The sequence below is a fragment of the Parerythrobacter aurantius genome (assembly GCF_045291475.1).
Lineage (GTDB): Bacteria > Pseudomonadota > Alphaproteobacteria > Sphingomonadales > Sphingomonadaceae > Parerythrobacter > Parerythrobacter aurantius.
In genome coordinates this window covers 1,547,562-1,562,016 of record NZ_CP147985.1, presented here as the reverse complement: position 1 = coordinate 1,562,016, position 14,455 = coordinate 1,547,562, and the positions used below count along the sequence as shown (strand labels likewise).

The 14,455-nt window shown below is 60.5% G+C and carries 13 protein-coding genes; 6 read left to right on the top strand and 7 right to left on the bottom strand.

What is annotated here, in order from left to right:
• Positions 1-55: 55 nt before the first annotated feature.
• From WAB17_RS07700 to WAB17_RS07690, 3 genes are all read left to right on the top strand, one after another.
• Positions 56-457: a nuclear transport factor 2 family protein gene (locus WAB17_RS07700; protein ID WP_435416774.1), complete on the top strand. Its 402-nt coding sequence runs from the start codon at positions 56-58 to the stop codon at positions 455-457.
• A gap of 300 nt (positions 458-757) precedes the next feature.
• Positions 758-1,429 (top strand): ankyrin repeat domain-containing protein, encoded by a 672-nt coding sequence (locus WAB17_RS07695; protein ID WP_435416773.1) that lies wholly within the window; start codon positions 758-760, stop codon positions 1,427-1,429.
• Between the two features lie 195 nt (positions 1,430-1,624).
• Positions 1,625-2,788 carry a serine hydrolase domain-containing protein gene (locus WAB17_RS07690; protein ID WP_435416772.1) on the top strand — a complete coding sequence of 388 codons (1,164 nt, stop codon included), beginning with the start codon at positions 1,625-1,627 and terminating at the stop codon, positions 2,786-2,788.
• 202 nt (positions 2,789-2,990) lie between these two features.
• Here WAB17_RS07690 and WAB17_RS07685 read toward each other — a convergent pair whose 3' ends face one another.
• From WAB17_RS07685 to WAB17_RS07670, 4 genes are all read right to left on the bottom strand, one after another.
• Complete coding sequence (locus WAB17_RS07685) at positions 2,991-3,590, bottom strand: hypothetical protein (RefSeq protein ID WP_435416771.1); 600 nt, start codon at positions 3,588-3,590, stop codon at positions 2,991-2,993.
• Positions 3,583-4,548, bottom strand: coding sequence for a sterol desaturase family protein (locus WAB17_RS07680; protein WP_435416770.1), 966 nt, complete (start codon positions 4,546-4,548; stop codon positions 3,583-3,585). Before WAB17_RS07680 ends, WAB17_RS07685 begins: the two co-directional genes overlap by 8 nt.
• The gene (locus tag WAB17_RS07675) at positions 4,545-4,964 is read right to left on the bottom strand and encodes a hypothetical protein (protein WP_435416769.1); all 420 of its coding nucleotides are present in this window, start codon (positions 4,962-4,964) and stop codon (positions 4,545-4,547) included. Before WAB17_RS07675 ends, WAB17_RS07680 begins: the two co-directional genes overlap by 4 nt.
• Before the next feature lie 70 nt (positions 4,965-5,034).
• Entirely contained in the window at positions 5,035-6,054 is a 1,020-nt protein-coding gene (locus tag WAB17_RS07670; RefSeq protein ID WP_435416768.1) for an alpha/beta fold hydrolase, read from the bottom strand.
• A 111-nt stretch (positions 6,055-6,165) separates the two neighbouring features.
• Here WAB17_RS07670 and WAB17_RS07665 point away from each other — a divergent pair, with 111 nt between their 5' ends.
• Together WAB17_RS07665 and WAB17_RS07660 are read left to right on the top strand one after the other, a co-directional pair.
• Positions 6,166-7,971 (top strand): PQQ-binding-like beta-propeller repeat protein, encoded by a 1,806-nt coding sequence (locus WAB17_RS07665; RefSeq protein ID WP_435416767.1) that lies wholly within the window; start codon positions 6,166-6,168, stop codon positions 7,969-7,971.
• Positions 7,971-9,041: a VOC family protein gene (locus WAB17_RS07660; protein ID WP_435416766.1), complete on the top strand. Its 1,071-nt coding sequence runs from the start codon at positions 7,971-7,973 to the stop codon at positions 9,039-9,041. Before WAB17_RS07665 ends, WAB17_RS07660 begins: the two co-directional genes overlap by 1 nt.
• A gap of 12 nt (positions 9,042-9,053) precedes the next feature.
• Here the strand turns inward: WAB17_RS07660 and WAB17_RS07655 are convergent, their stop codons facing one another.
• Genes WAB17_RS07655 through WAB17_RS07645 form a run of 3 tightly spaced genes read right to left on the bottom strand, consistent with a single transcriptional unit; the run spans position 9,054 to position 13,508 of the window.
• Positions 9,054-9,812: an SDR family NAD(P)-dependent oxidoreductase gene (locus WAB17_RS07655; protein WP_435416765.1), complete on the bottom strand. Its 759-nt coding sequence runs from the start codon at positions 9,810-9,812 to the stop codon at positions 9,054-9,056.
• Positions 9,813-9,815: 3 nt separating this feature from the next.
• Positions 9,816-11,132, bottom strand: coding sequence for an alpha/beta hydrolase family protein (locus WAB17_RS07650; protein ID WP_435416764.1), 1,317 nt, complete (start codon positions 11,130-11,132; stop codon positions 9,816-9,818).
• Positions 11,133-11,138: 6 nt separating this feature from the next.
• Complete coding sequence (locus tag WAB17_RS07645; RefSeq protein ID WP_435416763.1) at positions 11,139-13,508, bottom strand: TonB-dependent receptor; 2,370 nt, start codon at positions 13,506-13,508, stop codon at positions 11,139-11,141.
• A 252-nt stretch (positions 13,509-13,760) separates the two neighbouring features.
• On the opposite strand from WAB17_RS07645, the gene WAB17_RS07640 reads away from it, so the two are divergent.
• Complete coding sequence (locus tag WAB17_RS07640) at positions 13,761-14,402, top strand: TetR/AcrR family transcriptional regulator (RefSeq protein WP_435416762.1); 642 nt, start codon at positions 13,761-13,763, stop codon at positions 14,400-14,402.
• Positions 14,403-14,455 lie beyond the last annotated feature (53 nt).

The window sequence follows — 14,455 nt, the reverse complement described above, 5'->3', positions numbered from 1 at the left end:
CAAACGACCCCGAAGCGGCCGTTGCAGTTGGCGGCTCTAGGTGCCAGAAGCGGACATGGCCAATCTCGACGTATTAGAAGCAGCTTTTGATGGAACTGCTAAAGGCGATGGTCGCGCCTTCGTGGCGATGATGTCGGATAATGTCCGATGGCACATTATTGGTTCGACGAGTTGGTCACGGTCCTTCGAAGGTAAAGCATCGGTCGTCAACGATCTGTTGCGCCCTTTGGCAGCGCAGTTTGACGGACCGAATATCGTTACAGCATCTCGCTACATTGGCGATGGCCCCGTCATTGCGGTAGAAGGCCAAAACCACAGCTTAACCAAGGAAGGCGAGCGCTACCCCAATCGCTATTGCTGGGTTTTCACTTTCGAAGGCGGGAACGTCGTCGACATCGTCGAGTATTGCGACACTGCATTGATCGAACGAGTTCTGAGCCCGCTCAAAAACATTTGACCCCCTGCTTTTCAGCGATGCGTGTGGGTTGTAAATTGAGCCTGTGCATCGTGATGCGCTTTTGAGAAGCCGCCAGTCCGCTTTCCACCCTCATATCCGACGTTCCACGCTTTGAATTGCGAAGCTGAAAGCCGCCGATTGCATTCCATCACTTTGCGGCAGAAAGTGGGCCGGTAGCCGACAGTCAGCTATTGAAGGCTCAGATGAGGGAAGCGGACCATCGCCTCTCATGACAACGGTTGCTTGCGCCGCAGCTGTGCAGGATAATGACTGCCACACACAAAGCAGAGGCAGGACATCATGCTCAATAGGATTGCTGCCGGGCGCACCGATCTCATCGTCGAGTGGGCCGACAAGGGCGAAGACCCGACCGCGAAAGTGGACGGTGTCTCCTTGATAGGATGGTGCGCTTACTACGGCGATGTCTCTGCAATTCGATATCTTTGTGAACGAGGGGTAAGACTGGAAGATCTCGGATCTGATCTTGGGCTAAACGGCGCAGCATTTCATGGTCACTGGAGGCTGTGCGAATTTCTCATCGAACAAGGAGCCAACCCGCGAAGTGCGAACGCCGAAAATGGTGAAACGCCGCTCCATGCGGCACTGTGCAGCGAAAAGAGCATCGAGCATGAACGGGTAGTCGAGGTGTTGCTTGCAGCTGGTGCTGACCCGAACGCGGCCACGATTCCTGGCATGGAAACCGGCTCATTCATGCGCGATGTACGCACTCGTGGGGAGTCACCGCTCCACCGCGCAGCCGCAAACGGAACGCTCGACTCAATCAGGTTGCTTATTGGAGCTGGTGCTGAACGCGCGGCTCGAGATGTGAACGGCGATTCTCCGCTTACCTGGGCAAGCCTGGCTCTAAGAGAAACGTCCGTGATGCAGGCGCTATGCTTTCCGCCTTTTGCGATTAACTCCGACCGGGAATCGATGAGAAGCTATCTTGTTGGCGGGCCGAAAAAGGAATGACAGCAGTTGGGCCGTGAGCGGGCTGTCTGCTTCTATGGTTTAGGATCGCAATGCGGACGTAAAAAGCTTGTATCATACTTGTTCAAGCTAAAGGTAAGCCATCCAGTCGCCCCCAACAGCCATTTGCCCGACGTTTTCGTCATTTCCGGTTAAAGTTTTAGGTGAGATGAACGCTGATCATCGAAAGGGATGGCAGTGACCAGACTGACAGTTTTTCCGATCTTTCTGTTGGCGCTAGCTGCACCAGCCAGTTTACTCGCACGCGATGTGCGAACTTCGACCTGCGAGGAGCGTGTGGACTATGTCGGACCAAGCCGCCTTGCCCCGGTCGAGTTCAACATTGGGCCAATCGTCCCGGACGCTCAGTTAAAGACGCCCGTAGCAAAAAAGCTGGACGCGGCGTTCGACAATGTTCGCGATTTGGTGTCGGCTCCCGCGATGAGTGCCGCCGTTCTGCTGCCCGATGAGGGCATGTGGATGCGCAACGAAACCTCCGAGGATGCACCGCTGCTGTTCTGGGCAAGTGCCGGCAAGATGGCGACTGCGGTGGTTGTCCTGCAACTGGTCGAGGAGGGGAAGCTCAGTCTCGAGGACCGCGCATCTCGCTGGATCGACGCCGTTCCGAACGGTGATGTGATGACCGTTCGCGACCTTCTTGCACACACAGCAGGTCTATACAGCGCCAACGAAGATGAGGAAGTCCGTGCGACGCCCCACTTTCTCGATCTACCTGAGCAGCTGGCCATTGTGCGTCGTCATGGGGCCTTGTTCTGTCCCGGCGCAGCTTGGCGCTATTCTAACACAGGTTACAGCCTATTGGGAGAGATCGTGAAGCAGGTCGACGGCCGCCCTATTGATGAGGCGATCACGCGCCGCATAATCGAACCCTTGGGTCTGACGAGGATGAGAGCGTTGCCGCCCGGTGGCTCGTCGGTAGGCGTAGCGCCACCTGTTTCTGGGACCGGACCAGTCATTGAGGCTTCCTGGGCCGGAGCTGCCGGTCCACTTGCCAGCGATGCGGGCGACATGACGCGCTTTCTGGGGGCCCTTCTAGAAGGGCGATTGCTCGGGCCCGACACGACCACCGCGATGCTCGCCGACCTTTATCCGATGTTCGACAATGGAACCTACTACGGCTTGGGTCTGATGCTTTTCGAGGCTAAGGACGGAGACAATACGCTGCGGTGGATCGGCCACGCCGGTGGCACGCCCGGTGCGGGCGCGATCGTGGCCTATTCGCCGAAGGATGAGGCCATCGTTGCTGTGGCGCTGACGGGAGATGGCTCGGCCGCGGCTGCGGCGAACTATCTGCTCAAAACCCTGGATCGCGCTGCCCCCCGTGAAACTGCAAATCGCTGATGGTCATCATTCGGGTTGATGCTGTCAGTCTGATCGCAACCCGTTTTGAATCGGCGTAGGGTTCCAATACCCGCTGCGAGCCGCGCCCCTAGCTGATTACGACCGTTCCGGCAGAGTGTGCATTTGCTCTCACAGAGTCTCTCAGATCGACGCAGCCAGACGATCAATGAACAGCCGTTGCAGAACCAGCTGCTGGATTGCATTAAACACTTAACCTTGCACGCCCCAGTGAAGGCAAGACATAGCTCAATGCGGCTACCCAACCTGCAAGGGCAACATGAAACATCGCTATGCGCAAATCCGGCGACAGGAAGCCGAGCAGAGGCATTGCGATTACCGCTAAGGTGGCCAGAAACAACAACAGGGCGCCGCGGCACGAAACGCCTAAGAGCGAGTGCAGCCCAATTGAAAACGCTAGGAGGCTTGCAACCGGAAACGACACATCTCTTAGTCCCAGTACTGTACCAGCAGCACCAAGCAGCATGGCCACTATCACGATCGCAACAGACCATCTGGGCCGATCGCGGTTGGCAAGGATAAGGGCGAGCCCGGCCAGAGAAAAGAGAGTACCGGCACTGATAGTACTTGCGAACCGATGGGCTGCTTCAACGGTCTGTGTCCCAAGGCCGGAATAGCGAACGATCCCCAATCCAGCCGCGATCCCAAGCCCGGCCAGTGCCGACACGTAACATAGTAAAACCGGGAATCCGAAGGACCTTCGTCCGGCGCCAATGGCCGCGTACAGGACCGCACCGATCAATGGCAGTTCCGATGCCGCGACCAGAAGCGATGGTTCAGTCATTTGTCGCGCTTGCTTCGCTCGGACCTTGCTTCGTGGGCGAAGACAGGTCTGTCACTGCGGCATCCTTGATCTGGTCTGATGTCTGGCGACTGCCGTCGTGCGACCAGCCTGGAGGTGCAAACAGGTACGCCAATCGATGCCGCCAGCCTATCCCCCCGCGCAATTGGTCGCGCCATATCTCCCTGAACTCATGCGTCGCGATCCGCAGAGGATTGAACGAGCCGATGTTCCTGATGATTCCGAACCGGGGCGGCTCGACCGGGTCCTCCGCCACGAACGTGCCGAACAGCCGGTCCCAGATGATCAGCGTCCCGGCATAGTTCCGGTCAAGATAACGCGGATTTCGGGCGTGGTGGACGCGGTGATGCGATGGGGTGTTGAAGACCGCTTCGAACCAGCGCGGCATACGCTCGATCGTCTCGGTGTGAATCCAGAACTGGTAGATCAGGTTGATCCCGCTGACGAATACTATCGCCAAGGGATGGAAGCCGACAAGCACCAGCGGCAGCTTGAACACGACATGCCCGGTCAGATTGGCGAACCAGGGTTGGCGGAGTGCGGTTGTTAGGTTGAAATACTGGCTAGAGTGATGAACGACATGATTGGCCCAGAACCAGCGGACCCTGTGGGCCGTGCGGTGTCCCCAGTAGTAGGCCAGATCATCGATAACAAAGAGGAGAACCAGTGAAGCAAGGTTGATCGGCAACGTTAGTATGCGCAGTTCCCACGTCGCCATCGCGATCGCCACCGCCGCAAAGGCAGTGGCCCCGCCAATGATCGTGCTCAACGTTCCGGTTGCAAGACTGGCCGCAGCGTCGCGCATCTCGAACGAGTCTCCGCGACGACGCCCGACGACCAGCAAGATCTCTACGATGATGGCGAGCACGAAGGCGGGAATGGCAAACCGGACCAGAGATGGCAGTTGGTCGAGCGGAATCGGTTCGAGTATCCCGGTCATCTGCCATGCTCCTTTACCAGCTTGGTCAAAACGTCCCCAAGGCGCGCAGCGTCCGCATCGCGCAGGGCGATTGCCGCGCGCGGCAAAGTTGGGTCGCGGAAGCGAAGCCGGCATTCTCCGCCAGATATCTCCCAATGTTGGATCAGCGGCGGCTCAAGCGAACGGTGAAGCCAGCGGTTGCCGATCGCCAACAGCAGTTCGGGCGCAGCCTGTTGGGGGAAAGCGATCGCAGCAGAGTGGTCAAGGGCGATCGCGATGTCGCGCGGCAATGCCTTGCCTGATTCCGTGCGCAGGAGCTCGCTTGCCTGCTCCGCGTTCAGAACATGGGACGTCTCACTCAGCCCCATTCGGTGGAGGAGTACCGCGATACCGACGATAGCGAACGCGCTCCCAGCCAGGTAGGCAAGTATCGTCATGCCGCGCTTTCCGATCGAAGTCCTGCAGGGCTAAGGTTTAGGTATTGGATCATCGGTCAATAATACTCAGTCATTCGCCGATGGTAGGCTCGGAGGGGCAGCGCCCGTCCGGCAAGCCAAGAAAATGTCCCAGTGCGGCGTTGGCTGCTTCGGCATCCTCGAACGGTGTCCAGTGGCCGACATCCGGAAGTGTAACGATCTGGAGGCTGTCGGCATGTGCACGCGCGTATTCGCCCATGGACTTTACGAAGGTGCGGTCGTCCGCACCGCGCACCAGCAACACCGGCAGCCGGGCCTTCGCAACAGCCGACGGCCAGGCATCTCGCGCCAGGTTGATGCTTGCGAAGGGCGGGATATTGGCACGGTACCAGGCCATCCCGGCACTGACCGCATCCGGGTCGGCTAGAGTCTTTTCGAACAGCGCACCTTCCGCCTCTGTCAGAACGCCCTTTGCGACCATCGGCGCATAGGCTGTCTCATATAGTGTTGCCCCGATTGCTCTCACTCGTACGGCTTCGGCATCAAGATCGCGAAATGTCTGCATATAGCCCGATCGCGCCTGCTGTTCGGGATCCGTGGCAGCAAGTTCGAGGAACAGGTCATGGGGCGGCGCGCTGAAAACTACTAGGCGATCCAGCCGGTCCGGTTTCCATTCGGCATAGCTCCAGGCAAGTGCTCCGCCCCAATCATGACCAACAAGGGTAATTTGCTCGCCCGCAGCCAGCTCGGCAATCACGTCGTCCAGCCGCTTCGCCAGCCGCTCGATCCGGTAGTCATCGTCAAACGACGAGCGCCCCGAAAAATTGGCCCCGGGCGCGTCGATGGCAATCACCCTGCGGCACCCTCGGAAAGCCTGCAGCTGGTTCGACCAACTGTACCAGAAGCTGGGGAAGCCATGGACGAAGAGGATCACTGGCCCTTCGCCGCCTTCGACGTAGTGGATGCGGTCCGGACCGCTCCCCAAATAGCCCTCGCGAAAGGCTGTTTCTCCGACCTTGTCGTTGAGCAATTCGACCGCCGGATCGGTTCGAGGTACAAAGCGGGATGTCACGGTCGAGCCAGCGCAGCCGGCAAGCATGAAGACAGCCATGACCAATGCGTGCCGCATTGACACCCTCACCGTTATTAGACTATTCGTCGATAGGGGAGGCCGGAGCGAATGCCAAGACGATTCTTGTGGCTGCTTGCTGCATTGCTGCAAATGTCCGCGTGCACCGCCGAAGTCGGCGATCCCGGAACGGCCCTCGCCCAAAGCGGGCAAGCTGCGCATGCGGAAAAGCTTTATACCGAGAACTGCGCCGCCTGCCACGACAAGGGAGTCGGCGGCGCACCGCAGCGAAGTGCACTCGAAGAGCGCAGCGCCGACTTCATCAAGGCCGCCCTGTTCCAGGGCGTGATGAAGTCACAAGCCGCGTCACTCTCGCCGATCGACATCGTTCTCCTCGCCGAACATCTCGGCAAGGGCCAGTCGGCAACCGCCGCGACCGGCCCGCGCTGCGACGGAAAGCTCGCTTTGGCAACTGGCCCGCAATGGAACCGCTGGGGCAATGCCCTGGCCAACACGCGTTACCAGCCTGCCGATGCAGCCGGACTCACTGCGGCAAATGTTGGCGAGCTGGAGCTTGCCTGGGCGTTCGGTTTCCCCGGTGCGCAGCGCGCACGCTCGCAGCCGGCGGTCACCGAAGAAGCGCTGTTTACCGGCAGTCAGTCGGGTCATCTCTATGCACTTGATACAAAGAGCGGCTGCATCTGGTGGAGCTACGATGCCGGCGCCGAGGTACGGACCGCCCCGCTGATTGGGACCGGCAAGGACGGCACCCCCGCGACACTCTATTTCATCGACTTCGATGCCAAGGTGCATGCCGTCGATGCACGTTCCGGCAAGGCAATCTGGACACGCTCGGTCAAGGATCACCCGGACGGCACAGGGACAGGCAGCCTCGCCTTGCATGACGGCCAGCTGTTCGTGCCGATGTCCTCGACCGAGGTGGTGAGCGCTTACAGCGACGATTACGAATGCTGCACCTTCCGCGGCGGGATGGCCGCGCTCGATGCGGCCACGGGCAAGCCGCTGTGGCGCTGGTACAGTACCGACAAGGCCAGACCTGCGGGCAAGAACCGGGCTGGGGCCACGGTGCTCGCTCCGAGCGGTGCGCCTGTGTGGTCGACCCCGACGGTCGATGCCAGGCGCGGGCTGCTGTATGTCGGTACGGGCGAGAACTACACCGCCCCGGCCAACGGGAACAGCGATGCCATCGTGGCGCTGGAACTCGCGACGGGTCGCCCGCGATGGGTTCGCCAGATAGTTGCCGGCGATGCATGGAACGCCGCTTGCGGGGCCGCCGGAGGCGCAAACTGCCCGGCAACCGAAGGTCCTGATTTCGACTTCGGGGCGCCGCCGATGCTGGTGACAACTCCATCGGGCAAGGACGTGATATTGGCCGGACAGAAGTCGGGCGAAATCTTCGGCCTCGATCCGGACGACAAGGGTCGCATCCTGTGGCGGCGTCGTGCCGGCATGGGAGGCTACAACGGCGGGATCCACTGGGGTATGGCATCGGACGGCGCGACCCTGTGGGTCGGGATCGCCGATACCCCGAACAGCCGCTTTGCCGAAGGTCCACCGCGCCAGGGCATCCACGCCTTCGACGTCTTGACTGGCAAGCCTATCTGGTCGCGCCTCGAACCGATGACCTGCGAACAGGTGAGCTTCGCCTGCGCGACAGCGCTGTCCGCGCCGGTCACCGCCATACCGGGGGTCATCTTTGCTGGCGCGCACAACGGGCGCCTGATGGCCTATTCGGCTCGCGATGGTTCGGTGCTGTGGATGACGGAGACCAATCGCGAGTTCAGCACCGTCAACCGCATTACGGCCAAGGGTGGCAGCATCGACAGCGCGGGACCAGTCGTCGCGGGCGGCATGCTGTTCGTCAATTCCGGCTACGACAAATTCGGCGAGATCGGCGGCAATGTGCTGCTCGCCTACCGCAGGAAGGGTAAGCAATAATGAGGCCGATAGTGCTCGCACTCAGCAGCAGCCTTGCACTGACCGCGTGCTCGACGAGCACTGGGAGCACATCCCTCGCCACTGGCAACGATGCGCCAGCCGTCCAAGCTGCCACGCCCGATGCCATCCGCGGGGTGCATCATATCGGTATCACGGTTTCCGATATCGACGACACGATCGCCTACTACTCTCAGGCAGTGCCGTTCGAAGTGGTGCAGCGAAAGCTCATTCCCGCCGGCGCACTTCCGGCCGACATCCTGGGCAAGAGGAAGGGTGAAATCGAAGTCGCGCTCATCCGCACGCCAACGGTCTTCATCGAACTGACCGACATTGACCCCGATGAAGACCTGGCACCGGAACGCCGCTCCGCAATCGGGCCGGGCTATACCCATATCTGCTGGCAAACCGCATCGAGCGATCCGGGCTATGCCCGCTTCCGCAAGCTTGGCATGGAAATGCTGTCACGTGGCGACGGACCGGTCGATATCGGCGGCTACGGCGTCACCTATGCCTATGGCTTCGATCGCGACGGGATCATGATCGAGATGGAACAGGTCGACAAGCCGCGCAGGACCGATTCCGCGTGGGTTACGCACATCGCGAACGTCACCGGCGACAAGGACCGCATGGTCCAGTTCTACACGGGAATCCTGGGCTATGGTCCGCACCGCGACCTGCCACGCACGTCGCGCAAGACGCTCGACGACGTTGTCGATATCGACAATATCGCTGTAGAAGGCAGCTGGTTCGCGACCTGGAACCTCGAGCTCGAATTCTGGCACTATGCGACCCCGCAAACACCACTGGGGTACCGCAAGGGCATGATCGACAGGCTTGGCTACAGCGGTCCAACTTTCGAGGTGACCGATCTTGCCGGTACTGTAGCGAGACTGCAGAAGCAGGGCGTCGCCTTTGCTGGTGACACATTCGAACTTAGGGGCTGGTCCATCCGCTATGCACGCGACCCCGAGGGCAATTTGCTAGCCTTCCAGCAGCGGACATCGGCCCCGGCAACCCAGTCCATTGAGCAGATGCGCTGGCACGATCCGGCAGGTTTTGCCCACCGCTGAGGCGAAAGAGTCCTAAAAGGGGTAGATCGACTGGCCGCCATCGATGACGATCGACTGGCCGGTGACGAGCCTGCTGGCCGGTGACGCAAGGAAAACGGCCACACCTTCCATGTCCTCGATCGTCCCGAGCCGGCCCGAAGGCGTCCGGCGCAGGCAAGCGTCCTGAAACGCCTTGGGCGTGTTGCGCGACATTTCGGTCTCGATGAATCCCGGCAGGATGGCGTTGGCTTGCACACCTGCCGGCGCAAGCTCCACCGCGAGGCTGCGGACCAGTCCCGACACCGCAGCCTTGGTCGACGTATAGGCCCCGCCCGGAACCCCGAGCAGCGCCGCAATCGACGATGTCACCACCAACTTGCCACCGCTCCCTTGCGCCATGTACTGGCGTGCTGCTGCGCGAAAAGTATGGACCACGCTAACGAGATTGAGATCGAGCGCGTAGGACCAGTCGTCCGGCGAAAGCTCGGTGAAGGGCTTCTGCACCCCCGACCCGCCGGCATTGGCGAAACAGCTATCCACCTTTCCGAATTTTGCGACCGTCGCCTGCATGGCGTCGGCGACCTGCTGCGCATCTGTCACGTCGCATTCGAAGCCGCTCGCCTTGGCTCCGAGAGCGGAAAGTTCTTCTGCCGCAACTTCGTTGCGATCCTGCTTGCGCCCCCAGATGGCTATATCGGCCCCGGCCTTCGCCAGTCCGCGAGCCATGCCGAGGCCAAGCCCCGCATTGCCACCGGTCACGATGGCCACATGGCCCGAAAGGTCAAAGGTCATCGCTTATTCACCTGCCTGCTTGTGTTCTAGAGTCATGCCTGCCGCCCAGCCGCGCTGGAATCCGCGCCAGTATCCGGGCTCCGCCTCGCCCGCCGTGCGCCCGTCCTGCAGTGTGCCAAATGCAAGCGGCCACTGGCCATCATTTGCGTCTTCGGTCGGCACCGAAAGGTAGGCCTCGCGGTCGTCCATGCCCTTCAGCTGCGCATCGAGGAACGCGACGACGAAATGGCTGATGGCCTGATTGAGGCGCTCGCGCTGCCACACCGGCTCGCCGAAATAGTCGACGACCTGCGGATCCATTCCGGGTGTCAGCGGGATGGCGTTACCCGCAATATTGTGCCCGGCCTCGCGAAATGTCAGGAACCGGCGATCGCTGCCGACGATGTGATCGTAGATCCACCGAAGACCCTCGCCGTAATTGACGATCTTGTCGGCACTGCCGCCGATGAGCAGCGTGGGCGTCTTGACCTGGGCGAGCGCTGGCCCGGTCCACATCCGGCTGTCGGGTTGCCCGCCCCACGGCGCGATCAACACCAGCGCGCCGAGTCCGGTAGCGGGGTCAGCGGTGACTTCGCTCAACGCCGCGACATCCGAAGCGGGCAAACCCGCCAAAGTGGACGATTGCGCATCGTAGCTCGCACCGGCGGTGCCGAGTGCGCCGTATCCACCCATGGAGTAGCCGACCAGTCCGACGGGTGTGTCGGTAGCGATCGCTAGCCCGGCGCCAGCTTCGCCCCCTGTCAGTTGGGCGATGGCTTGCCGCTGATCGTTCGACCGGCGCAACAGCACATGCGAAAACGACGCGAGGAAGCCCGGCACCGTGTCAAATCGTTCGTCGGCGTGATCGATCGCTGCGACGACGTAGCCGTGCGAGGCAAGGACCTCGCAGATCCGGCTGAGATGTGTTTCCCAACCCCCGAAACCGTGTGACACCACCACTAGAGGAAAAGACTCTTCCGTTGCCGGTGTCGCAACGGGATAGGCTAGGCCGGCCTCTTGCACCACAAACTCCGCCGACTGGGGCGGCCTGATAGTATGGAGATAGGTCGCCCGCGGGCCGGAAGTTGCAATCGCCGGGTAAAACAAGCGAACTTCGAGCACGCGCTCGGTCGCCCTGCTGCCAGCCATTGCGACGGGCAGTTGGCGCACGGTGGTTCCGACGTTCCATGGTCCGATCCTGGCCAGTTCCGGTGCGGCCGGCGCAACCGACCATGCAGGTGGCGGCGAAGATGGGACCTCTGCGGTTGCCGCCGCGCCGTAGGAGAGTAGCAGCGCGGCGGCAGCGAGCAGGACCCCTGCCCGTTTTGTGTTACCCGACAACAAGGATCAGAACCTGTAAGTTGCTTCGATACCGTAAGTCCGTGGCTCGAGGATGATCAAGCTGCGGAAACGACCGACCAGCGGCCCTTCCTGCGACATGCGAATGACATCGTCATTGTTGAACAGGTTCTTGACGTAAGCGCGCAGTTCCCACTGCCGGTCGACCGGAGCGAACAGCAGCTTGAAGTCGGTCTGGCTGTAACCTTCGAAGCGGTCGATCGGCTTGGCGAAGGCGGTTCCGAAGTATTCGCCCTGCTGGTAGTGATCCAGGCGCGGCACCAGTTCCCAGTCATTCCCGAGCGGAAGGGAGTACTGGATGCCCAGCGAAATCTTCCATGAAGGTGAGAACGGCAAGTCGTTTCCGTCGAGATCCTTGATGACGACCCCGCTGCCGTTGCGGAGTGGTTGCCCGTTGGGTCCGATAACGGGAACGGCGCCGGGCGCAATGGCGTTCGGATCGCCCTCGTCCCCCGACTGGAAGCCCTTGATCTTGGTCTTCAGGAAGGAAAACGAACCGTCGAACTGGAATCGACTCCCCGGTCGTGCAACCCATTCAAGTTCAGCACCGAGAACCGAGGCGTCGGTGTTCACCGTGTTGGCGCTGGTGACGCCCACCTGGCCAATCTGGAGGCCGGAGTAATCGTAGTAGAATGCCGACGAATTGAGCAGGAAGCTGCCATCATCGGACTGGAACTTGAGACCGATTTCACCAGCATTGAGGTATTCCGGATCGAAGGTCGGCACGGTCGCCCCGCCGGGGTTGATGCCGCCGGCCTTGTAGCCGCGCGATGCCGAGACATAGCCGTTGAGCGACTGTGCGAACTCGTGATCGAGCACGATCCGCCCGGTGAAGACACCCTTCTTGAACCTGCCCTCGGTGAACGGCCGCACCTGGCCATTGACGGGATTGAGGAACAGCTCGCGCGTGAGGATGGTCTTCTTGTCGTTGCTGTAGCGGATCCCGCCGGTCAGATGGGTCGTGTCGTTGAGATCGAAGTAGACTTCGCCGAACAGGCCGAAACTCTTGGTGGTCGCAGGATCGGTCTGGATCCGGTATGCTTCGTATTCCGGGATCAGACCTGCCTGCTGCGCACGAGCTGCCAGAGTGAGATGGGTGATGTCGACGAAAAAGCTTGTTTTCTGGTCGTAGTAATTGGCCCCGAGCAGGAAGTTGAACGGCCCGTCGAAATCGGAAGCGAGGCGCAATTCCTGCGTCCATTGGCGGTAATCGCCCCGGTCGCGCCGACCCGACTGCAACTGGTTGGTCGTTACTCGCGTTCCGTCGGCGAGGACGTCGTAGGTGATCGGCCGCAAGGCGTTCATAGTCGGAACGAAGCGGTCGAAATCGTTGACCGTTTCGAATGTGCGATCCTGGAAGCTGGTCAACGACGTGAGCGTGAGAGCACCGAATTCCTGCGAGATTTCAAGCGTCGCGAACCACTCCTCCACATTGAAGCTGGGATCGATGTCCTGGTTGATTTCGCGCAGGCTGGTGGGATTGAGCGCCCCGGCAAAGTAGTCCTGCGCGCCCGTCAGCGTGCCGGTTACAAAACCCAGCAGGTTGAATATCGTCGATCGCGAGTCCGGAGTCTCGAAGCCGCGCTCAAGCGGCGAACAGCCGATTGTGCGATCTTTCTTGCAGACCCCCTTGGTGCCGAAATTGCGCCGGCTGTCTTCATTGAAATAGCTGACCATGAGGTTGGCACGGGTGGTATCCAGGTCGAGACCCAGCGTACCGCGAAGGGCGTACTGATGGCGGTCATCCACATCGGTGCCGGTAAACAGGTTCCGGGTGTAGCCATCCCGATCCAGGAAGTAGCCTGCCCCGCGGAATGCCAGCACGCTTCCCAACGGGACATTGATCGCCCCTTCGATCCGCATGTTGTCGTAATTGCCGTAGTTGCCGGTCACATAACCTTCGAAATCCTGCGTCGGCTTGCGAGTAATGATGTTGAGCACACCGGCGGTCGTGTTCCGCCCGTAGAGGGTCCCTTGCGGCCCACGCAGCACCTCGATCCGTTCAATGTCGTAATACTCGTCGGTGGTCGAAGGAGAGCCGATATAAGCTCCGTTGATATGGTAGCCCAGGCCACCCTCCGAAGTGCTGGAAATCGCGAGATTGCCGATCCCGCGCAGCGAAGCGCCAGCATCGGTCACGGTCAGGTTGGGGACCGAGAAGCTCAGATCCTGGCCATCGTCGATGGTCTTGCTGTCGAGAGTGTCGGCGGAAAACGCTGTCACAGCAATCGGTACTTCCTGCAGCGATTGCTCGCGCTTCTGGGCAGTCACGACGATTACCGGATTTTCTGCCGCGGCGGTGTCGTCTGAGGTCCCTTGCTGCGCGAAAGCGACCGATGGAACTAATGCAAACGACATGGCAATCAGCGAGGCGCGCGCGCCCAGAGAATGGCGATCAAACATCCCTATTTCCTCCCTTTGTGCCCGACCATTCGCATATGATGGACAAATAGTCAATAGAGCAGCGGAAATGTGCTCGAAAGCAAGCCGAATGCACATTATATGGCGCCTTTAATGGACTATAAGGCCAGTAGGTTGAGCCACGCCCTTGACTCAAGCGAGAAGTCCAAGGCGCTGGAATCCTCACTGGAACTCGCTAGAGTTGGCCCGATGACGGAGGTCAAACCCAAGCTTGCGCGGCGCACACGCCTTGATCCGGAAAAGCGGCGCGCCGCCATTCTCGACCAGGCGGCAGAAATGATCGCCAATGAAGGCGTGGCCGCGCTGTCAATGGAGCGGATCGCGCAGGAAGCGAGTGTCAGCAAATCGCTGATCTACAACTATTTTTCAAATCTGCACGACCTCCTCAGCGTACTGCTGGAGCGCGAGTTGCGGCGGATGCGAAGAATGCAGGCGGATGCAGCGCAAAGCGCGACAACATTCGAGGAACTGGTACGGGCACTCACCCACGCTTACATCCGCTACATCGATGAGCGCGGCCTCATCATCGAGCGGTTACAATCCGAACCCACGGTCAGCGCAATCCACGACCCGACCGATTACGGGCGCGACGCCGCCGTCGATTACATGACCACGATCGCAGCACGTCACTTCGATCTGGACTATGAAACGGCACGTGCCGTAACGGACATCAGCTTCGGCCTGCCAGCAGCAGCAGGTGCCTACCTGCAGAACCGGCGCCTGGCGTGGCAGCAGATCGAAGATCTCACCGTCACCATGATCGTAGGGGCGTTTATCGCCATTAAGTCTGATCATGACGTAAGGGCAAAGCGCCTCGATCTTTCGGCCTAGGCCATCCCCATACCCAATCTCTCCCCAAGTTGGCCGCCCGGGTTCTCTTCGAC